Genomic DNA, 24,419 nt, shown 5'->3' with positions numbered 1-24,419 from the left:
ATAGAAAAGTTATACTGAAGCCTCGACTGATCAAGTCGGGGCTTTTTTAATTGCATGCCTTGATAGTAGCAACAGTTACCACTCGGGTATGTTGTCGTTAGGTATCGGGAATACTTAAACGGATACAACCTTACCATAAATAACGCGTAGCTTGCTAACGTCTTTCAAATTCTGTTTTACCGGCAACAACTGTTCGCAGTGTTTTTATAGCGCGAATCTTTTCCAATGTTGCGGTCATAATATCACCATCAAGGATCACAAAATCTGCATCTTTACCACGTTCTATACTCCCACGTTGGCGCTCTTGAAAGCATGAGTAGGCTGCCCATATGGTCATTCCGCGTAGCGCCTCTTCTCGCGTTATGGCATTTTCAATCTGAAATCCTCCTTGCGGAAATCCACTTTTGTCCACACGCGCGACAGCCGCGTGAAATCCATACAATGGATTGAAATGCTCTACCGGAAAATCACTGCCGAGTGCCAGCATGCCGTACTGATTTAACAGCTCCTTGTAAGCATATGCGTTTTTCAAACGCTCCGTTCCTAAGCGTTCTGCCGCCCAATACATGTCCGACGTAGCATGTGTGGGTTGTACCGACGGAATGATATGAAACTTGTCAAATTTGGAGAAATCTGACGGGGCGATTACCTGCGCATGTTCTATTCGCCATCTTCTTTCTTCAGGCTGTTTAAGGTGTTTACCATAGCTGTCTAAAATCAGCCTGTTTGCCGAGTCGCCAATAGCGTGTGTAGCGACTTGGAAGTCCGTTGCGGCAAGCTTCTTAATCACCTCATCAAACTGAGCTGGGCTATGCAGCAAGAAACCACGTGTGGGCGCATCCTGATAATGATCTAGCAAACAGGCTCCTCGTGACCCTAAGGCACCATCAGCCATTAATTTAATAGAGCGGATTGTAAGGCGTTCAGAATTGTAAAAACCTTCTTTCAAATAGCGGTCAATACTAAGCGGATTGCCGGCAATCATGGCGTAATCGCGTATTTTCAAAGAATCTTGTTCGTAAAACTTCTTCAGATAATCCAATTGTTCCAACGTTAAGCCCGCGTCAACAATTGTCGTTAATCCTACCGATAATAAAGAATCTTGTGCTCTTCTCAGCCTTAACAGGAGTGTGCGCTCTTCAGAAAGCGGAATATGCTGCGATACAAGAGACATGGCATTATCGATCAGAATCCCACTTGGTGCGCCAGTACTATCTGCAATGATCAGCCCACCTTCAACTTGGAAAAGGGAGTCGACCTGTGCTAGTTCGAGTGCTTTACTGTTCACGAAGGCCGCATGGTAGTCTACGCGAGACAAGAATACGGGGGTCTCTGGAAAATATTTATCTAAGCTATCTTTTGTAGGGTATCCGTTTGTTTTCCACAAGTTTTGGTCCCAGCCACCTCCGATTATCCATTTGCTGTCTGGATGGGCGTTTTGATATATTTGAAGTTTCTCTATAATCTCAGTTACTGATTTCACGCCGTTTAGATCTACTTGATCCAATAAATCTGCAAACATAAAAAAGTGAGCATGAGCGTCGTAAAAACCCGGGTAAACAGGTTTTCCGCCTGCATCGATGCTATCTTTTGCATTGTATTTACGGAGTATTTCTTTGGAGCTCCCCATGTCTACAAATACACCATTTTTCACCGCTAGCGCTTCCACCATGGTAAAACTTGAATCTACTGTATAAATCTTCGCATTATACACGATAAGATCTACCTCTTTGTTCGTGGTACAGGCTTGTATGAAAAAAATGGCGATAACCGATAAAATATATAACAACCTCATATATGGGTAGGCTTGGAAAGAACTAAAGTACGAAAAAAGGCTCTCCAAAAAAATAGGAAAGCCTCTTCATTCAACATTCAAAATCTAATGACTAGCAGTACTCGTCGAAAGCTGCAATCAGGTTGTCGGCAATCATTTGTGCCGGGCGTCCTTCAATCATGTGTCTTTCAATCATATGTACTAATTTACCATCTTTGAAAAGTGCCATCGCTGGCGAAGATGGCGGATAAGGCAGCATGTAATCGCGGGCTTTATCAACAGCCTCTTTTTCCATACCCGCAAACACCGTTACCAATTTGCTTGGCTTCTTGCCGTTTTCAACTGCGAAACGAGCCGCTGGGCGAGCATTAGCCGCTGCGCAACCGCAGACAGAATTAACAACAACAAATACAGTTCCTTCTGATGGAATTGCCGTATCTACATCTGCTACCGTTTTTAACTCTTGAAATCCTGCATCGGTTAATTCTTGACGCATAGGAGCTACTAAATATTCTGGATACATCTCTTTTTTATTTAAATATGCTATAAGGTAAAGGAGAATTTACTGAACTTAGCCCTAATAACTTTTCATCTTCATTCTCTCTCGTACAAATGTAAGAGATTGTGGTACATTCGTCAAGAACCGATCCTCAAGATAATGTCAGATTTGAAGTTAATGAACCTTAAATCGCTTTGAAATCAATGAAGTATAGGTTATTTTTGTGAATCAAAAATATCAAATATTATGTCTTCTATAGAAACTACGTATGTTCCTTACAAAGTTAAAGATATCTCTTTAGCGGAGTGGGGAAGAAAAGAAATAGAATTAGCTGAGGCCGAAATGCCAGGCTTGATGAGTTTACGCACCGAATTCTGTGCGTCGAAACCTTTGCAGGGGGCACGCATCGCTGGCTGTCTACACATGACCATCCAAACCGCCGTACTTATCGAAACATTAGTCGAACTTGGTGCAGATGTATCTTGGTCATCATGCAATATTTTCTCCACGCAAGACCATGCCGCCGCTGCTATTGCTGCTGCTGGTATTCCGGTATATGCATGGAAGGGAATGAATGAGGAGCAATTTAATTGGTGTATTGAACAAACCCTGTTTTTCGGCGAGGATCGTCAGCCATTGAACATGATTTTAGACGACGGCGGGGATTTAACCAATATGGTATTTGATAAATACCCTGAATTGATCGACGGCATCAAAGGTCTTTCTGAAGAAACCACAACAGGAGTTCACCGCTTGTACGAACGCATGAAAAACGGAACACTTCATTTGCCGGCGATTAATGTCAATGACTCGGTGACGAAATCCAAGTTTGATAATAAATATGGCTGTCGGGAGTCTTTGGTGGATGCAATACGCCGGGCTACAGACTTGATGTTGGCTGGTAAAGTAGCTGTTGTAGCAGGATACGGCGACGTAGGAAAGGGCTCTGCCGAATCGTTACGTTCAGCCGGCGTGCGCGTTATCGTGACGGAAATTGACCCGATCTGTGCCTTGCAGGCGGCAATGGAAGGTTTTGAAGTGAAGAAAATGGCTGATGCGGTCAAGGAAGCAAATATTGTTGTGACGACTACAGGTAATAAAGATATCGTTCGTGCTGAGCATTTCAAAGCAATGAAAGATAAAACAGTCGTATGTAATATCGGACATTTTGATAACGAAATTGATGTAGCCTGGTTGAATAGTAACTACGGCTCTACAAAAGTAGAAATCAAGCCTCAGGTAGATAAGTATACTATTGATGGAAATGATGTTATACTGTTGGCTGAAGGTCGTTTGGTTAATTTAGGTTGCGCCACCGGACACCCGTCTTTCGTGATGTCAAACTCGTTCACCAACCAAACATTAGCGCAGCTTGAATTGTGGACAAATACAGATCAATATGGCAAAGAGGTTTATACTTTGCCGAAACACTTAGATGAGAAAGTTGCGCGCCTACACTTAGCACATATCGGTGTGGAGTTGGAGACTTTAACAGAAGATCAGGCATCTTATATTGGGGTAACAGTCGAAGGGCCGTACAAGCCTGAAGCATACCGATACTAGATCCTGACAAAACGATACCACTAAGGAGGGAAGACGAAGCAATTTTACGTTTGTGAACGTGCACATTGCTTCGTCACACTTTCTTAGAAAGATGTGGTTTTTATATCACGTTGCTGTAGTCGAACGTCATTGCCTTCGGCGGTCTTCACACTTTTTCGTTAAGACTCATTTTTTTATGTAGAGCTACTTTGAACGTCATCGCGATAAGTGGGAACGACGACGAAGCAATCTTGCATTTATGAAAAATAGATTAGTTTCCTTTGGAGTGGTCTTCAGCTGTCATCACACTTCGTGGTAATTATACATTTTACGCCTCTGAGCTATGAGATTTTGCAAAGTTATCCTTCCTGTAATGACGCTGCTCTGTTTAGCGTCATGTTCGCTTTTGTATCCAATTATACTCGTAAACTTAACAGATAAAGATATTGTATTTGAGGCTACGTTTAATGATCTTGCCGATACATCGCTACTTAATTTGCGATACGTACCCACGACAGATTTAACTGATAAAGACAAACTTGCGGGGCTTTATAAGGGAGGCAGAAAGCTGTCTTATCAACTCGTGGATCATCATAGCGTTCGTATATTGATTCCATCGAACTATACCGTACATCTTATTTCCAAAGTAAATGGAAAGCCAGACTATTTCAGGCAATGCAAGATTACCGTTGATGAGAAAAATTTGGTTCTGGATAATGAGGCTCTGCTTGGAGTGTTGGAACGACGCCGAAGTTTCGACATCATAGGTATGAAGAATTATCTTAAAATACGTCCGGCATTATTTCGTTAGCCAAATGGAATTTATAGCATGTAAGCTGTTGTCTAATCGTTCATGACCCGTTCCGGAAATAATGTCATACGAAGCACCAAGTGCATCCAGTTCTTTTTTCCACACAGCCATAAAATGTTCCCGTTGTTGAGGAAAGTCTCGTAAAGGGTCATCTTCCCAAGGCAAATCAATGTCCATCAATAAATAATAATCGTATTTTACTCTCTTAATTTCATCCGTCACTTCTTTAGGTGTGTCGCCGAAGAGATGATCGCACCATATTTTTACGGTTAGAATCGTTGTGTCGCAAACCAGCATATTGTTTTGAGCAAGCGGCAGCAATGCATGCTCGAGCGCCCGCTGACCATGATACATATTTACTTCATCTTGTAAAGTATACTGTTTGTTTAAATCTTCACAATAATACCGTGCGTATTCTGGAACGCACACGGTGTTAAATTGATCGGCAAGGAACTTCGCTACCGTAGACTTTCCGGTAGATTCAGGCCCGACCACGGCAATTTTTTTGATTAAATTATTATTCAACGTTCGAGTGCTGTTTGTTATAAGCGAGCCGCCACGCGCGGTAGCCATTCCATGCAATTATAGCAAAAGCAATGTAAAGAATAGCAGTCAAAAGTAAATCTTTGTGTATGTATAATGGAATGTAAAGCACATCGACAACTACCCACATCAACCAATTTTGCAACACCTTTCTCGTCATAAGAAATTGAGCGACGAAGCTTACAGCTGTGCAAAAGCCATCCACATAAGGCACGTCAGTATCCGTAAAAGCACGGAGCGAGCTGCCTATGATAGTGGCGAGTGCGATGGTGAGGAAGATGGTTGTAAACATCTGACGGATCGTAAATACCTGAATCGGTCTGGTATCATGTGCATTTAATGTCGACCAATAGTACCAACCATAAAACGCGGTAAATAGAAAGTATAGCTGCAGGACTGTATCGCCATATAGTTTGCTTTGAAAAAATATATAGGCGTAGATGGAAACACTAACGATACTAATTGGCCAGTTTAAAATATTCTGCCGTGCAGCAAGAAAGACGCACAAAAAACCTGATAGCGTGGCGATCCATTCTAGGGCTGTGGTTGTAAGAAATTGCTGATATAATGAGGTGAAAAATTCAGGCATACCTTTAAAATTCTTTTAAAGATACACTTTCATTTAAAAAGGAGGAGACTAACCTCGGAGGTTACTGCACAATTTTATTTGCACAATTCGTACTGGCAAATGACTCCGGCTTAGCCTTAAATTGAAAGCCCATACCCATAATGTAGCCCATCGCTTCCTTAAGCGCTACATTCGATTCAAAGTTAGGGTTGGTGTTAATATCGACATGTACTTCCAGATCGATATGGTATTGATCGAGAAGTGGACACAGAAGGTAGGCAATGTCGATAGACTTCTGAACTTCCGTAAGCATACGCTCTTTGATGCTTTGTCGTTGCGTTTTTCGATCGCGGTGGATAAACATAAATCCGCCTTTGTGTTCCCGAAGGAAAACGATAACGGTAGCAAATTCGATAATCCCACGCTTGACCTGTGAGTCGGTACCGATATATACCTTTAGTTTGTTCCCGATGTGCGTTTCCGCTTTAATAATTTCCTCAACGGCCTCGTTGATTGACGAGCGAATTGTTTCGCCATTGTATTTTTGCCAAACCATAATGATGAAATTGTTTGTATAAATTTATTGATAAAGAGTGCATTGTGTTTTTATTTAATATTAAATTTCTGTTATCTATTGTTCGTTTTCTTATTCTTCTTTATTCCCGTAAGCGAGATCACCAGCATCGCCCAAACCGGGAACAATGTAGGCTTTCGAAGTCATTTCATTATCAACTGCGCCAATCCATAAGTGCGCTTCCGGTAGAAAAGCTCGCACATGTTGCAGACCTTCTTCTGATGCGATTACCACGGCGATATGTAATTCCTTTATGCTGTAATCCGCGAGAAGTTCTTTACAGCACAAAACCAAACTTTGGCCCGTGGCAAGCATTGGATCCGCGATAATGACAATCCTCCCATCTAGATTGGGCGTATTGCTATATTTTTTATGAATCTCTATTTCTCCACTTTTCTTAGTGTGCCTGTACGCAGCAATAAAGGCACTATCGGCACGGTCGAAAACATTGAGGAGGCCTTGATGGAAAGGTAAACCTGCACGTATAATCGTTGTTAAAACGGGCTGCTGTTCCAATACGTTATGGCTTGCCATGCCTAGCGGTGTTTCAACCGTAGTCGGAATAAAGGGGAGGGTCTTGCTAATCTCATAGGCCGTAATTTCACCCAAACGTTCTAAGTTTCGACGGAAACGCATGCGATCTTGTTGTATATTGATATCGCGAAGCTCTACAAGGTAGTGATTGGCAATACTATTTTCTTTGGTCAGGATCGTTACCATAGGGAGACTGTTTAAGTGTTTTACTAATTTACTAAAAGCCTTTCAATTTTTATACCACGAACGTGACAGTGTGCCGATAAAGGTTTATTCTTTTTTCGTTATTTTTAGATTTTAATCCGGAGAATTTGAATGAAGTTTAATTTAACATCTGAATATAAGCCTACAGGTGATCAACCGCAGGCAATTAAAGAGTTGGTGGCAGGCGTACAGCAAGGAGAAAGATACCAAACGCTGTTAGGTGTTACAGGATCTGGAAAAACCTTTACTGTGGCAAACCTCATACAGGAAACACAGCGCCCAACACTTATTTTAAGTCACAACAAAACATTGGCTGCGCAGTTATATGGCGAGTTTAAGCAATTTTTCCCAGAGAATGCGGTGAATTACTTTGTTTCCTATTACGACTATTACCAACCGGAAGCGTTTATAGCCTCATCAAATACCTATATCGAGAAAGACTTAGCCATCAATGAAGAAATAGAAAAACTTCGATTAGCGACCACCTCGTCGCTGATGTCTGGTCGGCGAGATGTGGTGGTGGTATCTTCCGTCTCCTGCATTTATGGTATGGGGAACCCCGAAGATTTTTCGCGGTCTATATTTCGCTTTGCGGTGGGCATGACGATCAGCCGGAATGCTTTCCTGCATAGATTGGTAGAAATTTTATACGCGCGTACTACTGCCGATTTCAAGCGAGGAACTTTTCGCGTAAAAGGAGACATTGTCGATGTTTACCCTGCCTACTTGGACTATGCTTTTCGTATTTCATTTTTCGGAGACGAGATTGACGAAATCAGTGAGATAGATCCTACCTCAGGGAAAACGTTGTCAAAAACCGAAGATATCGCGTTGTTTCCGGCGAACCTATTTGTGACGCCGAAAGATAAATTCACGAAGTCCATTTGGGAAATTCAGGATGAGTTGGTGCAAAGAAAAACGCAGCTGGAAGGCGAGGGAAAGATGCTTGAAGCGAAGCGCTTGGAAGAACGCGTGAATTACGACCTGGAGATGATGCGTGAATTGGGCTACTGTTCAGGAATAGAAAACTATTCGCGTTTTTTCGATGGGAGAGAGCCCGGTATGCGGCCGTTCTGTTTGATCGACTATTTTCCAGAAGATTATTTGTTGGTCATTGATGAGAGTCACGTTACGTTGCCACAGCTACGGGCTATGTATGGTGGTGATAGATCGCGCAAGGTTTCTTTAGTAGAGCACGGATTTCGGCTACCTGCGGCGCTGGACAACCGCCCGCTGAACTTTCCAGAGTTTGAGTCTTTAACCAACCAAACAATATATGTATCCGCCACGCCGGGCGACTATGAACTACAGCAAACGGAGGGCGTAGTCGTTGAGCAAGTTATCCGTCCGACGGGGCTTTTGGATCCGATAATTGAAGTACATCCGGCCATGAACCAAGTCGATGACTTTCTGGAGGAAGTGGATAAAACTATTAAAGAGGGTGGTAGAATATTGGCTACGACGTTAACCAAACGTATGGCGGAGGAGTTGACGAAATATATGAGTAGGCTCAACATCAAAGTTAGATATATCCATTCCGAGATTAAAACATTGGAACGTGTAGAAATTTTGCGCGGGCTCCGGCTTGGCGAATTTGATGTTTTAGTGGGTGTAAACCTGCTACGTGAAGGGCTCGACCTTCCCGAAGTTACGTTGGTCGCTATTCTTGATGCCGATAAGGAAGGCTTCCTTCGTTCGGAACGCTCGTTGATTCAAACTATTGGGCGAGCCGCCAGAAATGATAAAGGGCGTGTTATCATGTACGCGGATCAGATGACTGATAGTATGCGTATTACTATAGATGAGACTAATCGACGTCGTGAGAAGCAAATCGCTTATAATGCTGAACATGGTATTGTACCGCGCACCGTAGGTAAGACCAGGGAGGAAATTTTGGAACAAACATCAGTTGCCGACTTTAAACCGGGTGAAGCGAAAGCTTACGTAGAGCCAGATGCAGCAACATTGATTGCCGCCGATCCAGTGATGGAATACCTCGGTGATAAAGATATGCGCAAGGCGATTGAAAACGTGCGTAAGCAGATGGAAAAGGCTGCGAAAGAAATGGATTTCCTTGCTGCCGCTAAATTGCGGGATGAGATGTTTGCTATGGAAAAATTGTATGAAGACCGATTCGGGAAAAAGTAAAGTAGGAACGACCTACTTTACTTCCTCATATAGCATTTCATCTTGATGAATCAAAGACCAACAATGGTTATCTTGTTTCAATTGATATTGCTTGTTGGCATAAAGTAATGGCGATACACTGTCCAACAAGATACTTTCATCTGCCTCTTTCAGGAAAACCTCCGCTTTATGCTTTGTCGAATCAATCAGTACAAATGCAGCTGTCTCAAAATTTGTGGAGGTATCTGTCACGTTTAGCGTAATTGCTTCTTCCCAAGGTCTGATGCAATCTTCCTTCACCTTGGACCATGTATATCCAGCGGAAGTTAAACAACCATTCGCATCCTGGTTTCCACCAATTTGAGGTATATCAGATTTATTGTCCTTGCCTTCCTCACGAGGTCCATGGCATGCTAAGAACGGTATAGTTATCAATAGTAGCGTAAAATATTTCATAGGTATATTGTTTTCATCACAATGGTTTTATGGGATGTCTAAACGAATCTTTGCCGTCCGTGTTTGGCAAATTCCAGACTTCTCATAATTTGTTTTTTAGTTTACGCTACAAATAAACCATAAACCGTACCAAAAACTTTTTTAAAGTTGAGTGGATGATTGAGTTTTTAAGGAAAAGCTTGTTACATTTACATTTGTTTAAATAAACCTGTGAATGATTGTCAAATTGTTAATAAATGAAAAAGCCAGTATTGGTAATTAAATTTGGGTCTGCATCTATTACCACAAAAGAGGGTGAAATTGACGAGCGTATTGTGCTAGAAATAGCTAGGCAAACGGCACAGCTGCAAGCGAAATACAACATCGTTTTGGTATCTTCGGGAGCAGTAGCAGCAGGCAAAAAGTTTTTGGTCAATTACGAAGGTAGCTTATCCGAGCGCAAGGCAGCTGCAGCTATAGGAAACCCTTTGTTGGTTCGTACCTATAGCACCTATTTCAAACCGTTTAAAATCGCATTAGCTCAAAGCTTATGTGAGCGTCAGCATTTTGCCAACCGCGCGCAGTTTCTGCAGCTTAAAGATACGTATCACGAGTTGTGGAAAAACAATGTAATACCGATTGCCAATGAGAACGATGTTGTAAGTAACAAGGAACTCAAATTTTCTGATAACGACGAGTTGGCAACATTGATTGCGGTGGGTTTTGGAGCCGAACAGATACTTTTTAGTACATCGGTTCCCGGCGTACTTGATGCGACAGGCAATGTAGTTCCAGAAATAAAGGTCATCGATAAGGATGCGCTATTACTGGCTAAAAAGGAAAAATCTTCCGTTGGATTGGGGGGCATGACATCTAAACTTAACTTTGCACGTTTAGCTAATCAAATGGGAATTCAAGCCGTGATCTTTAGTATGCAAGCGGAAGATGCTATTTTGAAAGCTGTCCGAGGGGAGACAGGCACTGTTTGTAGACCACAATTAAAGAAGGTATCCTCCCGTAATAAATGGTTGGCAAGTGGTAGCTTAATTAAAGGGCTTATCACCGTAGACGCGGGTGCGGCTAAAGCTATTCAGGATCGCAAAAGTTTACTTGCTGTAGGCATTACAGCCGTCAACCAAAATTTAGAAGTGGGGGAGGTATTCCAAATCTCAGACATGGAGGGTGTTGTCTTTGCCGTGGCCAAGGCAAAAATAGCAATTGTTGATTTGCCATCTATTCATAAGAAGAAAAACGTAGCGGTGGCACATGCCGATGATATTGTGTTGCTTTGATCTATAATACTGTAAAGGCGTAATGAAAGAAAATATAGAAGAGGAATTAAAAGTGGCAAAAGCGGCCACCGTAGGGGCAAAATTATTATCAAATGAACTGAAGCGTGATCTCTTGTACAAGATTGCTGCCGAGTTGAAAGGTAATGTAGAAAACATACTCCATGAAAATAAGAAAGATTTGGAACGAATGGATGCTGCGGATTCCCGTTATGATCGGCTGCTTCTTACAGAACAGCGAATTATCGCCTTAGCAGATAGTGTTCAGGCTATAGCAGATTTGGATGATCCGGCAAATAAATTGTTGTCAAGTAAACTACTTGATAATGGATTATTGGTGGAAAAGAAAACGGTGCCTTTGGGTGTAGTAGGCGTGATCTACGAATCGAGGCCAAATGTTACCGTTGATGTAGCGGCGCTGTGTTTGCGCTCCGGAAATGTATGTTTATTGCGTGGCGGATCCGATGCTTGGTTTACAAATAACGTGTTGGTTGAGCTTCTTCGATCCGTTTATAGCAAACATGCCGTCAACCCTGACATGCTCCAATTGCTGCCCACAGAGCGAAAGCACGTAACCGAGCTCCTTACAGCTACAAAATTTGTTGACATCATTATACCCCGTGGTTCACAATCATTAATAGATTTTGTACGCGAGAATGCGAAAGTTCCAGTTATAGAAACGGGGGCAGGAGTTTGCCATACCTACGTGGATAAGCATGCCGACCTGCCTAAGGCGGCTAAGATTGTAGCTAATGCCAAAATTTCAAGGCCTTCAGTATGCAACGCATTAGATACCGTACTCGTCGATCAAGCAATAGCCGAATCTTTTTTACCAATCTTAATCGAGTTGTTCCACGAACAGCAGGTGCGCATCTATGCAGATGATTCCTCCTATGAAATCTTGACGATGTTGCAGTATCCTTATCTGGAAAAAGCATCGCCAGAAGATTTTGGACGCGAATTTTTGTCGTTACAATGTTCGATAAAACTTGTCGACACGCTGGATGATGCCCTGATACATATAGCTAACTACTCTTCGAAGCATTCTGAGTGCATAATTTCGGAAGATGCAGAAAAGATTGCTATTTTTATGGAGGCTGTAGATGCTGCTGCGGTGTATGCGAACGCATCGACTCGGTTTACAGATGGTGGAGAATTTGGTCTAGGAGCTGAAATCGGTATATCTACGCAAAAGCTACATGCGCGCGGCCCCTTCGCTTTAGAAAAGTTGGTTACTGAAAAATGGTATGTGACCGGCAATGGACAAATAAGATAGTATATGGGAATACGATATGAGAAAGATACCATCCTTAATTGGATCAACGAGATGGGGAAATTTTTAAGACTATTAGTCGATAAATATGAAGCTTTTGAAGAGCCCGATCCCTTGCTAGTAGAAAATGGTTACCGTGAATTTTTTAGCAAGGAGCGGGGATGGATGTTGACTGCTTCTGAAGAACAGCTGCAGATCTACGTCGATCAGGAATTAGATGTCGAGCAAATACGTCCATTAGCTTTGCTTTTATTGCAAGATGCCCTGGTTACAAAAGACACAGAAGAACAGCAGACCTTGCTGAAACGGTCGAAATTTTTATTGAATTACGTTTCAACGAAGATAGGAAGTTTCTCCTTCGAAGATTATGGCAACTTAGCGACTATCGATAAGTTGCTCCGTACTAGCTAATGGGAATACCAAAGAGGCATCCCTATCTTAGTATATCGCGAGCGATCACCAAGCGCTGTATTTCCGATGTGCCTTCGTATATCTGCGTTATCTTAGCATCCCGCATTAAACGTTCAACGTGATACTCTTTCACGTAGCCATATCCGCCGTGTATTTGAACCGCCTCTATGCTGGTCTTCATGGCAACCTCAGATGCGTAAAGCTTTGCCATCGCAGCCTCCTTTGCATAGGGTTTGCCATGATCTTTTAGCCAGGCCGCTTTGTAGGTAAGTAGGCGCGCGGCCTCAATTTCCACTTCCATATCGGCCAGTTTGAATTGTATGGCCTGGTGTTCGCAGATAGCCTTTCCAAACGTTTTCCGTTCCTTCGAATAGGCACGTGACAAATCATATGCACCGGCAGCGATTCCCAATGCCTGAGCAGCAATACCTATTCTTCCACCATCTAACGTCTTCATCGCAAACTTGAACCCAAATCCTTCATCACCGATCCGATTTTCTTTAGGCACCCGCACGTCTGTAAATAGCAAAGAATGTGTATCCGAGCTTCGGATCCCCAATTTATTTTCTTTTGGACCTATGCTGAAGCCATCAACACCCTTCTCCACAATCAATGCGTTGATCCCACGGTGGCCTTTTTCTGCGTCGGTTTGTGCAATAACGATGTAAATATCGGCATTGCCTCCATTCGTTATCCAATTTTTGGTGCCGTTCAGCAGATAGTGATCGCCATGATCAATAGCGGTAGTGTGCTGAGAAGTAGCATCCGATCCGGCTTCCGGCTCGGAGAGCGCGAAAGCACCCAGCTTCTCCCCAGAGGCTAATGGCTTTAGGTATTTCTCTTTTTGGGCATCCGTACCAAAAGCTTGCAAGCCGTACAAGACCAGTGAATTATGCGCAGACATGATGACGCCGGCAGACGCATCAATCTTTGATATTTCTTCTAGGGCAATCACGTAGGCCAACGTATCCATGCCGGCCCCTAAATATTTCTCGTCAACCATCATACCCATGAAGCCAAGTTCGCCCATTTGTTTAACATGATCATACGGGAATTTCGCTTGTTCGTCACGATCTATAACGCCTTCTAATAGAGATTTAGCAAATTCTTTCGCCGTTTGGCGGATGAGTTGATGCTCTTCGCTGAGTTCAAAATGCATAACAGTTTATTTAGTTAAATCAAATATAAGAAAAAATATTATGCTAGCATAGTAAATTGAGTGTAATGTTTCCTTGTTTTATAGAGAGGTTTAGTCGCGATCATTTTGAAAAGTGAAATAATCTACTAAATTTGTAGATTATAATTTAACAGAAGAGGAGATTTAATATGAGTATAAAGTTAGGAGATATAGCGCCAAACTTCAAGGCTGATACGTCAGTAGGCCCGATAGATTTTTACGAATACATTGATGGCAGTTGGGCTGTGCTTTACTCGCACCCGTCTGACTATACGCCGGTATGCACCACAGAGTTGGGACGTACGGCACAGTTGAAGTCAGAATTCGAAAAGAGGAATGTTAAAGTGCTAGCTTTAAGTGTCGATTCAGTGGAGGATCATTTAGAATGGATAAAAGATATCAACGAAACCCAAAACACGACGGTTGAGTTTCCAATCATTGCGGACAAGGATCGGAAAGTAGCCGAGCTTTATGATATGATACACCCAAATGCATCTGCAACGGCTACCGTTCGTTCTGTTTTTGTGATTGGCCCTGATAAGAAAGTAAAGCTGACTTTGACTTACCCTGCATCTACCGGTAGAAACTTTAATGAGGTTTTGCGCGTCATCGATTCACTACAGCTTACAGATGAATATTCTGTCGCTACACCAGCTGATTGGACAGACGGGCAAGACGTAATTGTTGTTCCCGCAATCAAAACGGAGGATATACCCGCGAAATTTCCAAAGGGGTATACGGAGATTAAGCCCTATTTACGCGTTACGCCGCAGCCAAATAAGGACTAAGGTATTTCCAAATTAAAGTCAAAAAGAAAGGGTGAACGTTACATTCACCCTTTCTTTTTGATTTATCTCCCTAGTAAACTTTGACGATGTAGATATAGTCTTGAAGACGTTTAATCTGATCCGTACGGTTCAGGTTGGTCAAGCCGTTGCGGTTGCTTAACACAATATTTCCTTTTAATGAATCTACCGGAATACTATTTAAGGTTTCTAATAACGCCTTTGTTTTAATCGCAAATGCGGCGCCATCGATACCTTTTTGTTTCCCGCTGATAATTCCTATCACGTTTCCATCTTTGTCTAATACTGGACCGCCGCTGTTTCCAGGGTTGACGGGGATTGAGATTTGATAGGCCAGCGTGTCTCCTGCGTACCCCGTTGCGGAACTGAGATAACCTTGGCCATATACAGCTTCATCTCGAGGAAAACCAATTGTGTAAATATCTTCACCTAAATCAGAATCTTGTTTTTTAAACGTGTAAGGCAGATTTTTTAAGGACTTGAAAGTAGAATCGCTGATATGCAATATGGCTAAGTCCTTTTCAGGATTTGTAAAAATAATTTCTGCTTTATAAGACTCTCCTTTGTGGTTTTGTAGATGCACAGAATCTGCTCCCGTTATGACATGGTAATTCGTGACTACGTATCCGTCTCTCGTGATCATGAAGCCTGTCGCGCCAAAATGCATATCTTCCGTGTTGTCTTTATCACTTTTAATATTCTTGATTTCCGCATTGTGCGCGTTTACATTCCGCTTTACAGTATTCATATCTCGGCGCAAGGCACTATAGTCCGTGCTAGTCTTCTTCAAATTTGAATAATACCCGGTTAACCATAGCGTAGAAAATACAGATACAATAGCGATTGCCGCTGCCACAGCAGCGTTTAGTTGCAAGCTATTCCACAAACGTATGATCTTAGCCGGTTTTTTGACAGTTTCCGCTTGATAATATTCTTGAGCCGTTTCGGCAAGTGCCTGCTTGAACGATGCTCTAGCGTCCGTTTGCTTTAAGCTTGATATAAAAGAAACGTGCTCTGAAAATAACGCAGCATAAGTCGGGTTTTGCGAACAAAACTCCTCAAATCTCAACCGTTCTTCCCTTGACAATTCATCCCGGAGGTAACTATCTGCCCACTCTATAAACTCTTGCGTACCTAAGTCTCTCATGACCTTCTAATTCCTTACTTTTTAAAAAATATTTTTTTCAAGCGCTGAAGGCATTTGTATTTTTGGTTCTTCGCGTTGTCTGGATTCGTATATCCAAACTTCTCGCAAATATCTGTCATCGAAGCGTTCTTGATGTAAAAGTCTTGCAAAATAGTTTTGCAGGGCTCGCCTAAAGTCAGCAAGGCATCCTCCATTTGATTCAGATTTGCTTCTGTTAGTACATGTTCTTCGATTGCCTCTTCAGCGGCTAGAGAGTCTTCCAAACTATCAATCTGGTCTTGATGATATTTTGAAGCTCCACGAGTAAGTTGTTTCAGCCATAATCTTTTGGAAATAGCATAAAGAAAGGTCTGCAATTTACTATTCAATGTAAAGTTTCCCTGACTTACTTTGTCATAAAGAACCATTACGGTTTCTTGAAAGATATCTTGCGCTTCTTCTCTACTTCCCTGATTATTGAGGATCATTTTCGCAATTGCGGGGAAATGCAACTTGTACAACTTCCGAATGGCCAAGTTATTTCCCGTTGCAATACCATGTAGGATCTCTAAATCAAAATTTATATCGCTTTTTTCCTTACTCACTTATTAATACCTTTCTAGCCAAATAGTAACCTTGCCCCGGGATCTTTTTTTACTTTTTATGTCGATGTTTATTAAAACCCCTTGCCAAGTTGTTTACAGCATCATTTTGTCTGCGAGTTGCCGCGTTCAGTTAACGAGCATCTTTTTAATCTGAACGCCTTTTGTTAAAAGCTGCAGCACTACCTTTAATCTTTCGATATTTGTTCTTCACAACATGTCCTTATTTATTAGCGACATTGCAGGAACTATGCATCTCTTCTGGCAGCTATTTATTGCCTCCTGCAACTGAACGCCAAGCCTAGATGAGAACAAAAGTATTGGCAGTAGTCTTTGCATTCTCACGATTGAAACAATCATCAACACATAACTCTCCAAAAGTCGTACCTACCTTCATAATGAACGAATCCGTCACTGTCATTAGGTGGGAAATTCATGAACTAACCTGTCAAAAATAGGAAATAATTATTACTCTATACAGGAGGTTGGGATGTAAAAAATACTTTTTCAAGACGTGGCCTGTAGCGGGAAATGTATTTTTTATCCCAAGGTAACTGATCAAAGTGAAAAATTAATTTCCAATAGTTTTTATTCATAAATTAGCAGCGATATGAAGATGAAAGTAGGTTTTGGTTTTGATGTTCACCAAATGAAAGAAGGGCATCCATTTGTATTGGGAGGCGTAACACTGGATCACCATGCAGGTGCATTCGGCCACTCTGATGCGGATGTATTGGTACATGCGATTTGCGATGCCATATTGGGAGCCGCAAACTTAGAGGACATAGGCTACCATTTTCCGAATACAGATGCAAAGTGGAAAGGGATAAGCAGTTTGTTATTGTTGAAGGAATGTGTACGATTAATAGGCGAAAAGGGGTTTGAGATTGGTAATATTGACGCCATGCTGGTGTTGGAAGCGCCAAAAATCAAGCCCTATATTCCGGCCATGAAAGAACACCTTGCCGAAGTAACAGGTCTCGATCTTGACGATATATCGATAAAAGCCACAACTAATGAAACCATGGGTTTTATTGGTAGGGAAGAAGGGGTAGTGGCTTATGCCGTCTGTCTTATTTCGAAGTCTTAATATTTCGAAAGTAGGTATAGGCTGTAAGCAATGCTGTTAATGTCAGCAGTCCACCCGCGATAAAAGGCGCTCCTGGAAAATAAAATGCGGCATTATCTTTCGTAAAAACAGCGAAAAGGTTACTCATTAGTAAAGGTCCGAATATAGCGGTGAGGCTGATGATTGAAGCTATGCCACCCTGTATTTGTCCCTGCTCATTTGTAGGGGTGAGGTTGGATATCAGACTTTGTAAAGCTGGACCACCTATCCCTCCACAAACGTAGAGGATGCTAACAGCATAAAGCATAAACGTCGAATTTGCGAGGCCAATGAGCGGCAAGGAAAGGGTGTGTAACAGCAGACCAATCAATATTGATTTTGGAAGGCCTAGCTTAGGGATAGCAATGCGTAATAGCCCCGCCTGTACAATAGTGAGTAAGGTTCCGATAAATCCCAGCGAGATACCGACCATTTTTTCATCCCACTGAAACTTTTCCATGGTATAGTAAGACCAGGTGCTTTGCACCGCGTGTGCTGCGATATTGACCAGAAAGATGCACAGCACAAGCGCAAAAATCTGAGGATACTTAGCCATATGTCGGAAGGCGCCTACCGGATTGGCATTCCGCCATGAAAATGGTCTTCTATTTTCTTTATTCAACGATTCCGGAACAACAAAATAGCCATAGATGAAGTTCAACAAACTCAGTCCGCCAGCGGCGAAGAATGGAATGCGTGCGCCGAATTGTCCTAGTAAGCCCCCGATAACCGGGCCTATAATAAAGCCTAGACCGAAAGCGGCTCCTAATAAACCGAAGTTCTGCGCTTTTTTTTGTGGACTGCTGATATCTGCAATATAGGCTGCTGCGACCGTGTGACTCGCCCCCGTAACACCCGCTACCAGCCTTCCAACGAATAGCCAAGCGATAGAAGGTGCAAAACCCATCAATACATAATTCACGCAAAATCCCAAAAGAGAGAATAGTAATACGGGACGTCGTCCATAGCAATCGCTCAAATTGCCTAGCACCGAAGCAAAAAGAAATTGGGTAAATGCGTAAGCAAACATCAGCCATCCGCCATAGCGGGATGCATCGCTCAAATTTCCATGAATTAGCTCTTTAATGAGCGAAGGAAGAACTGGAATGATAATTCCCAGCCCTATGGTATCAATAACGACAGTGAGAAAAATGAAAAATAAACCTGAGTTTTTCTTTAATAGCATAGCAAAGCACGGTGGCTCAATTCAAAATATTTTTCTAAAGTAGTGTTTTAATTATGACTGTCACAAATAATTTTGAACAGTTGATCCAGGGGTCGCCTAGCATTTAAAATCCGATTCATATCAAATCGAATTGTTGATTGAAATCGTTTGAATTGATGTTGTAATTTAAGGTCGTTATTATGTTAACGGGTATTTAGCTTATCAGTGCCGATATGAATCCAAATACCCCCACAATGTTACGAATGCATGCCTAATTCCCTTAGTTAAATAGATACAGCACAAGTCACTTTAGCCGTTCTCAATATAAATGCCTCGTTTACTTCCCATCAATCACGCTCGCAAATGCTTAAAATTGACTATAGCTTGTTGTGGCATTCGAAACTTTTCAAGAAGTTAAAACTTATGAAACTAGAATCTTACCTTTGCTTCCTGAAATGATGTGTCTGCCACAAGAAGATTACAACCACGTGAGTGTGATAAGAGACGTAATTGGCACGTAAACTGATGGGATGTAGATAAAAATTGCCGGCAGGTATACACAGCGCAGTAAATTGTATTTAAAATGCTATGAAGAGAGAATCAAAGCAAAATAGAATAACGGAAGAAGATATTAAACGCTATACGCTCAATTTTTGGAAAATATTATTGGCGATTATATTCCTAGGTGTGCTATTCATAGCAAGCGTACGCTTTGGTGTTTTTGGTAAACTCCCTTCATTCCAGGAGTTAGAAAACCCAAAGAGCAATCTAGCATCAGAGATTCTTTCCGACGACCTGAAGGTATTAGGTACGTATTACCGACACAACCGCTCCAATGTAAAGTACAGCGAGTTGTCTCCTTACCTCATTCAGGCATTAATCTCCACGGAGGACAAGAGGTTTTACGACCATGCGGGGATCGACTATTCCAGGACGATAACTTCTGTGTTCCACACTATTTTGGGAGACAAGCAGGGCGGAAGTACGATAACGCAGCAGCTGGCGCTCAACTTGTTTTCGGAACGTAGGGAACGCAATACCTTCAAACGTGTTATGCAGAAATTTCAGGAATGGATTACTGCGGTACGGTTGGAAAGAAGTTATACAAAAGAAGAAATTATCACCATGTATTTCAATACCGTGGATTTTGGCTACAAGAATACCTATGGTATAAAATCTGCTGCCCGTACGTTCTTTAGCACGACGCCTGATAAATTGTCCGCGGAAGAAGCAGCCATATTGGTAGGTATGTTGAAGGGGCCATCGTTGTATTCGCCCGTGAAATTTCCAGACAACGCATTGACAAGAAGGAATACGGTCTTATATAATATGGCTAATCAAAATTTTCTGACAGCTGATGAGTATGCAAAAGCGAAGGGTAGCCCTATTAATTTGAAATTGCGCATTTCAAATTATGGAGAAGGCTTAGCTCCGTATTTTCGCGCGGTTCTGAAAGAAGAAATAAAGAAAGAGTTTCAACGCTTATCCATCACAAAAGCAGATGGTACGCCTTACGACCTGGATCGTGACGGACTAAAGATTTACACACCGATAAATTATTCCATGCAACAATATGCTGAAGATGCGCAAAAGGAATGGATGATGAAGTTGCAGCGTGATTTTGATCGTCAATACCGAAATTCGGACCCATTCAAGGGCGAGAATGCAAAGCTCTTAATTGCGGGTATGAAACGCTCTGACCGCTACCGCGTATTAAAGGATGCGGGATTGTCAGAGGATGAAATAAAGAAGGAGTTTAATAAGAAGGTGCCCATGTCTCTTTTTACCTATAAAGGCAATGTAGATACAACGATGACGCCCATGGACTCCATTCGTTATAATAAGCTTTTCTTAAGGAATGCCGTTATGTCTATGGAGCCCAAAACTGGTCATATCAAAGCATGGGTAGGCGGAATTAATTTCGAACACTTTAAGTTTGATCATGTTAAGCAAGGGCAAAGGCAGGTAGGTTCAACGGCGAAACCGTTTACCTATGCCACAGCAATTGATAATGGATATTCACCGTGCTTTACGGTTCCAAATCATATGCAGACTTATGGAAACTGGACGCCACGGGGTACCGTGCAGGGTGGTGACCCTATTACCTTGAAAAATGCGTTAAAGTATTCGCAAAACTTTGCAACAGCACATGTTATAAACGAAGTTGGGGCATCAAATGTGGCATCCTTGACGAAGCGCATGGGGATTACCTCTAATGTTCCCAACTATCCATCAATCTCTCTCGGGGCATACGAGGCGTCGGTCTTTGATATGGTGGGTGCATATTCGGCATTTGTAAATCACGGAACTTGGATTGAGCCAACGATGATCTTACGTATTGAGGATAAAAATGGCACACCGATTTATGAACGAACGCCTAAAGTGGTGAAGGCTATTAACAGCGAGTCTGCCTATATTATGGTAGATATGTTGAAAGGTGTAGTGGATGGTGGAACGGGCTCGCGTGTTCGCCGCGCCGAATATGGAGGCTTGACTAACCCGATGGGCGGAAAGACGGGTACAACGAATGATAACTCCGATGCTTGGTTTATAGGCATTACCCCAGATCTGGTAACGGGCGTTTGGACCGGTGCGGAAGATCGTGGTATTCGCTTTTACAGTATGGCATCGGGGCAAGGGGCGTCTGCCGCGCTACCAATTTTTGGTTTGTATATGCGCAAGGTCTACAATGATAAGCAGCTTCGCTACACTCAGGAGGACTTTCCACAGCCGCCGGGCGGGCTAACTAGGGAGATTGACTGTAGCCGTTACACGCCATTCTACGGTACACCATCGGAAGAAGGACAACTTAACGATGATCGTTTAGGGTTTTAAATACAGCATAATTTTATAATTGCCGGACAGTAAATTTTAGCGAAATTTGTTGTTCGGCATTTTTGTGGATATGGAGTCATTTGATTATAAAGAAGAGCTAAAGAGGATACCGCACAAACCTGGGGTATATCAGTATTTTGATAAACATAATGAACTGATATACGTCGGTAAAGCAAAAAACTTACGCAATAGGGTGGGATCCTACTTCGTGAATGACAATCAGCTGAATAGCAAAACCCGGGTTCTCGTTCGTAAGATCAACCGAATAGCATTCACAATTGTCGATACGGAGATCGACGCATGGCTGTTGGAGAATAACCTGATAAAAAAGCATAAGCCTCGTTACAATGTCATGTTGAAGGATGATAAGACCTATCCATGGATTGTAATTAAGAATGAGCATTTCCCGCGGATATTCTGGACTAGGAAGTATATTAAAGATGGTTCAAAATACTACGGTCCTTATGCTTCGGTAGGCATGATGCATATCATTTTAGATATGATTCGGGAATTATTTCCATTGCGTACCTGCAACCTGAACCTCGCCCCGGAAAACATTTCAAAAGGGAAATACAAGGTTTGTTTAGAATACCAAATAGGGAACTGTAAAGGTCCATGCGAAGGTTACCAATCCGAAGAAGATTATGCACAAAACCTTGCTGATATCAAGGATATTCTAAACGGAAAGATAGCCGTAGTAACAAACCGCTTAAAAATGCAAATGAATGATGCGGTAGCGAATCTAAACTTCGAGGTCGCTTACAAGATGAAAAGCAAGCTTGATAAGCTTTCAAACTACCAGAGTAAATCCACGGTAGTAAGCTCTTCTATTACCAATATCGATGTGTTTAACATAGCGTCTGACGATAGCTATGCATTTGTAAACTATCTAAAGGTAGCACACGGTGTCGTGATTCAAACGCAAACGTTGGAAATGAAGAAAAGGCTCGACGAAACGGAAGAGGAGCTCCTCGCATTGGCAATACCGGAGATCAGGAGCCGATTTAAAAGTACATCGAAGGAGATTATTGTTCCATTCGATATCAATATCGAAGAGAGTGGTGATCTTAAATTTACGGTGCCGAAAGCGGGTGATAAGCGTAACTTATTAGAGCTTTCCTTCAAAAACGTAGCTTATTTTAAAAAGGAACGTATGCTGCAATACGAGCGTTTGAATCCCGAGATTAAAACCCAGCGCGTATTAAAGCAAATGCAGAAGGACCTCCGCATGAATGTTTTACCACGACATATCGAGTGTTTTGACAACTCGAATATTCAAGGCAATTATCCTGTATCAGCTATTGTCGTGTTTAAAGACGCTAAGCCGTCCAAGAAAGATTATCGCCATTTCAATGTGAAGACGGTTGTAGGTCCCAATGATTTTGCGACGATGGAGGAGGCAGTTTTCAGACGTTATAGAAGATTATTGGATGAAGACCAACCGTTGCCTCAACTTATTATTATTGATGGTGGGAAAGGACAATTAGGCGCTGCACTAAAAAGTTTAAAGCTCTTGGGGATCGAGAAAAAGTTGACGGTGATTGGCATTGCTAAGCGTCTGGAAGAACTCTATTATCCAGGAGATCAATACCCATTATACCTTGACAAAAAGTCAGAATCATTGCGGATCATCCAACATTTGCGTGACGAAGCCCATCGATTTGGAATTACGTTCCATAGAAATCAACGGAGCAAGAAGACATTTGTTTCAGAGCTGGAGAATATTCCGGGAATAGGAAAAACTTCGGTGGAAAAATTATTGAAGACGTTTAAATCAGCAAAAAAAGTACAGGAAGCTAGTGATGAAGATTTGGCAAAAGTGCTTAACCAAAAGCAGGTTAAAGCACTTCGCGCCTATTTTCAATCTTAATCGTCGTAGCCGAATTTTTTCAGATAGTTTTTCTTGCTTCGCCAATCAGGAATGACTTTGACAAAAAGTTCTAAAAATACCTTTCCATCAATGAACTCCTCCATATCCTGTCGAGCGTAGGTTCCGACCTTTTTGATCATTGCACCCGCTTTACCTATAATAATGTTTTTCTGTGAATCACGTTCCACAATTATTTCTGCAGCAATCCTTGTGATGTTTGCTTCTTCTTTATAAGCTGTTACCACCACTTCCGTGCTGTAAGGGATTTCCTTATCATAAAGTTTGAAGATTTTTTCGCGGATCATTTCTGCGATGAAGAAACGCATGTTTTTGTCTGTCAATTCATCTTTTTCATAGTAGGGCGCGTGTTCCGGAAGTTTTTCTTTGATGTATTGCATGATGCCTGTCACCCCATGATCTTTTAGTGCCGATATTGCAAAAATAGCATCGGGATGTAACTTTTCCTGCCAAAAATCTATTTTGCTTTTCACCTCTTCTTCCGAAGATTTGTCGATTTTGTTTATTAAAACGGCTACCGGCGAGGACGTCTTTTTCAACTTCTCGATCACATCGTTCTCATCATACTTTTCATGGATATCAGTCACAAAAAGGATAATATCGGCATCGATTAAGGATCCTTGAACAAAATTCATCATCGATTCCTGCAAAGAATAGTTTGGTTTTATAACACCTGGAGTGTCTGAAAAGACGATTTGATGATCTTCATCATTTACAATGCCAATAATACGATGTCTCGTTGTTTGGGCTTTGGGTGTGATAATAGACATCTTCTCGCCTACTAATGAGTTCATTAAGGTAGACTTTCCTGCGTTGGGCTTTCCGATGATGCTTACAAATCCTGCTTTATGCGACATTTTATCTGTTTTTTATTTGGAATACAAAGAAACAAATAATATCTTTGTACTCCAATTAAACGGAATGTTATCTTGCGTTAACGATATGAAAAACGCGATTTTTACATGAAACTTAAGAAGAGTAAGGCGCGAGGTCTTGCTTCCAAATAAAGATATATTGCGGGATGGAGCTTTGGTAGCTCGTCGGGCTCATATCCGCCAGTTGGCGGACATCAGCTCAGGTTCCTAGAGGTAGTTAAGCGCGATGCTTGGCTCGAGACAAATAAAGATA

At 42.0% G+C, this 24,419-nt stretch carries 22 protein-coding genes; 10 read left to right on the top strand and 12 right to left on the bottom strand.

What is annotated here, in order from left to right; genetic code table 11:
- Window positions 1-154: 154 nt before the first annotated feature.
- Together DI53_RS03670 and DI53_RS03665 are read right to left on the bottom strand one after the other, a co-directional pair.
- Window positions 155-1,795 carry an amidohydrolase gene (locus DI53_RS03670; protein ID WP_037495508.1) on the bottom strand — a complete coding sequence of 547 codons (1,641 nt, stop codon included), beginning with the start codon at window positions 1,793-1,795 and terminating at the stop codon, window positions 155-157.
- A gap of 91 nt (window positions 1,796-1,886) precedes the next feature.
- The gene (locus DI53_RS03665; protein ID WP_037495505.1) at window positions 1,887-2,297 is read right to left on the bottom strand and encodes a BrxA/BrxB family bacilliredoxin; all 411 of its coding nucleotides are present in this window, start codon (window positions 2,295-2,297) and stop codon (window positions 1,887-1,889) included.
- A 222-nt stretch (window positions 2,298-2,519) separates the two neighbouring features.
- On the opposite strand from DI53_RS03665, the gene ahcY reads away from it, so the two are divergent.
- Window positions 2,520-3,836 carry an adenosylhomocysteinase gene (gene ahcY / locus DI53_RS03660; RefSeq protein WP_037495502.1) on the top strand — a complete coding sequence of 439 codons (1,317 nt, stop codon included), beginning with the start codon at window positions 2,520-2,522 and terminating at the stop codon, window positions 3,834-3,836.
- Between the two features lie 322 nt (window positions 3,837-4,158).
- A complete protein-coding gene (locus DI53_RS03655; RefSeq protein WP_131555165.1) occupies window positions 4,159-4,626 on the top strand; it encodes a hypothetical protein in 468 nt (155 codons plus the stop codon).
- Here the strand turns inward: DI53_RS03655 and DI53_RS03650 are convergent.
- The 4 genes from DI53_RS03650 to upp all read right to left on the bottom strand — a co-directional run bounded on the left by DI53_RS03650 (window position 4,615) and on the right by upp (window position 7,031).
- On the bottom strand, window positions 4,615-5,151 hold the full coding sequence (locus tag DI53_RS03650) for an AAA family ATPase (RefSeq protein WP_037495494.1): 537 nt from the start codon (window positions 5,149-5,151) through the stop codon (window positions 4,615-4,617). The genes DI53_RS03655 and DI53_RS03650 overlap by 12 nt on opposite strands.
- The gene (pnuC, locus tag DI53_RS03645) at window positions 5,144-5,758 is read right to left on the bottom strand and encodes a nicotinamide riboside transporter PnuC (RefSeq protein ID WP_037495492.1); all 615 of its coding nucleotides are present in this window, start codon (window positions 5,756-5,758) and stop codon (window positions 5,144-5,146) included. Before pnuC ends, DI53_RS03650 begins: the two co-directional genes overlap by 8 nt.
- 61 nt (window positions 5,759-5,819) lie before the next feature.
- Window positions 5,820-6,293 carry a ribonuclease H-like YkuK family protein gene (locus DI53_RS03640; RefSeq protein WP_037495489.1) on the bottom strand — a complete coding sequence of 158 codons (474 nt, stop codon included), beginning with the start codon at window positions 6,291-6,293 and terminating at the stop codon, window positions 5,820-5,822.
- Between the two features lie 90 nt (window positions 6,294-6,383).
- Entirely contained in the window at window positions 6,384-7,031 is a 648-nt protein-coding gene (upp, locus tag DI53_RS03635) for a uracil phosphoribosyltransferase (protein WP_037495486.1), read from the bottom strand.
- A gap of 129 nt (window positions 7,032-7,160) precedes the next feature.
- Here upp and uvrB point away from each other — a divergent pair, with 129 nt between their 5' ends.
- Window positions 7,161-9,197, top strand: a complete 2,037-nt coding sequence (gene uvrB / locus DI53_RS03630; RefSeq protein WP_037495484.1) for an excinuclease ABC subunit UvrB — start codon at window positions 7,161-7,163, stop codon at window positions 9,195-9,197.
- A gap of 12 nt (window positions 9,198-9,209) precedes the next feature.
- On the opposite strand, the gene DI53_RS19515 is transcribed toward uvrB, so the two are convergent.
- Window positions 9,210-9,632: a hypothetical protein gene (locus DI53_RS19515; RefSeq protein WP_052072037.1), complete on the bottom strand. Its 423-nt coding sequence runs from the start codon at window positions 9,630-9,632 to the stop codon at window positions 9,210-9,212.
- Window positions 9,633-9,868: 236 nt separating this feature from the next.
- On the opposite strand from DI53_RS19515, the gene proB reads away from it, so the two are divergent.
- From proB to DI53_RS03610, 3 genes are read left to right on the top strand one after another with little or no spacing between them, the layout of a single operon-like run.
- Window positions 9,869-10,903: a glutamate 5-kinase gene (gene proB / locus DI53_RS03620; RefSeq protein WP_037495482.1), complete on the top strand. Its 1,035-nt coding sequence runs from the start codon at window positions 9,869-9,871 to the stop codon at window positions 10,901-10,903.
- Window positions 10,904-10,925: 22 nt separating this feature from the next.
- Complete coding sequence (locus DI53_RS03615; protein WP_037495479.1) at window positions 10,926-12,176, top strand: glutamate-5-semialdehyde dehydrogenase; 1,251 nt, start codon at window positions 10,926-10,928, stop codon at window positions 12,174-12,176.
- Between the two features lie 3 nt (window positions 12,177-12,179).
- Entirely contained in the window at window positions 12,180-12,584 is a 405-nt protein-coding gene (locus DI53_RS03610) for a hypothetical protein (protein ID WP_037495477.1), read from the top strand.
- A gap of 22 nt (window positions 12,585-12,606) precedes the next feature.
- Here DI53_RS03610 and DI53_RS03605 read toward each other — a convergent pair whose 3' ends face one another.
- A complete protein-coding gene (locus DI53_RS03605; RefSeq protein WP_037495476.1) occupies window positions 12,607-13,743 on the bottom strand; it encodes an acyl-CoA dehydrogenase in 1,137 nt (378 codons plus the stop codon).
- Between the two features lie 167 nt (window positions 13,744-13,910).
- Between DI53_RS03605 and DI53_RS03600 the strand changes: the two genes are divergently transcribed.
- The gene (locus DI53_RS03600; RefSeq protein ID WP_037495475.1) at window positions 13,911-14,549 is read left to right on the top strand and encodes a peroxiredoxin; all 639 of its coding nucleotides are present in this window, start codon (window positions 13,911-13,913) and stop codon (window positions 14,547-14,549) included.
- A gap of 70 nt (window positions 14,550-14,619) precedes the next feature.
- On the opposite strand, the gene DI53_RS03595 is transcribed toward DI53_RS03600, so the two are convergent.
- Window positions 14,620-15,714, bottom strand: a complete 1,095-nt coding sequence (locus tag DI53_RS03595; RefSeq protein WP_037495474.1) for a S1C family serine protease — start codon at window positions 15,712-15,714, stop codon at window positions 14,620-14,622.
- A 14-nt stretch (window positions 15,715-15,728) separates the two neighbouring features.
- Complete coding sequence (locus DI53_RS03590; RefSeq protein WP_037495473.1) at window positions 15,729-16,298, bottom strand: RNA polymerase sigma factor; 570 nt, start codon at window positions 16,296-16,298, stop codon at window positions 15,729-15,731.
- 607 nt (window positions 16,299-16,905) lie between these two features.
- On the opposite strand from DI53_RS03590, the gene ispF reads away from it, so the two are divergent.
- The gene (gene ispF, locus DI53_RS03585; protein ID WP_037495470.1) at window positions 16,906-17,385 is read left to right on the top strand and encodes a 2-C-methyl-D-erythritol 2,4-cyclodiphosphate synthase; all 480 of its coding nucleotides are present in this window, start codon (window positions 16,906-16,908) and stop codon (window positions 17,383-17,385) included.
- On the opposite strand, the gene DI53_RS03580 is transcribed toward ispF, so the two are convergent.
- The gene (locus DI53_RS03580) at window positions 17,369-18,589 is read right to left on the bottom strand and encodes a TCR/Tet family MFS transporter (protein WP_037495468.1); all 1,221 of its coding nucleotides are present in this window, start codon (window positions 18,587-18,589) and stop codon (window positions 17,369-17,371) included. The two genes, ispF and DI53_RS03580, sit on opposite strands and share 17 nt — an antisense overlap.
- A gap of 567 nt (window positions 18,590-19,156) precedes the next feature.
- Here DI53_RS03580 and DI53_RS03575 point away from each other — a divergent pair.
- Together DI53_RS03575 and uvrC are read left to right on the top strand one after the other, a co-directional pair.
- Window positions 19,157-21,403: a penicillin-binding protein 1A gene (locus tag DI53_RS03575; protein WP_037495465.1), complete on the top strand. Its 2,247-nt coding sequence runs from the start codon at window positions 19,157-19,159 to the stop codon at window positions 21,401-21,403.
- 70 nt (window positions 21,404-21,473) lie between these two features.
- Window positions 21,474-23,273: an excinuclease ABC subunit UvrC gene (gene uvrC / locus DI53_RS03570; protein WP_037495462.1), complete on the top strand. Its 1,800-nt coding sequence runs from the start codon at window positions 21,474-21,476 to the stop codon at window positions 23,271-23,273.
- Here the strand turns inward: uvrC and era are convergent.
- Window positions 23,270-24,148, bottom strand: coding sequence for a GTPase Era (gene era, locus DI53_RS03565; protein WP_037495460.1), 879 nt, complete (start codon window positions 24,146-24,148; stop codon window positions 23,270-23,272). The genes uvrC and era overlap by 4 nt on opposite strands.
- Between the last annotated feature and the right edge of the window lie 271 nt (window positions 24,149-24,419).

Origin of the sequence: Sphingobacterium deserti, from assembly GCF_000757725.1 — a bacterium.
GTDB classification, from domain to species: Bacteria; Bacteroidota; Bacteroidia; order Sphingobacteriales; family Sphingobacteriaceae; genus Sphingobacterium; species Sphingobacterium deserti.
The sequence above is the reverse complement of the archived record's forward strand: the minus strand, read 5'-3'. Positions and strand labels throughout refer to the sequence as shown.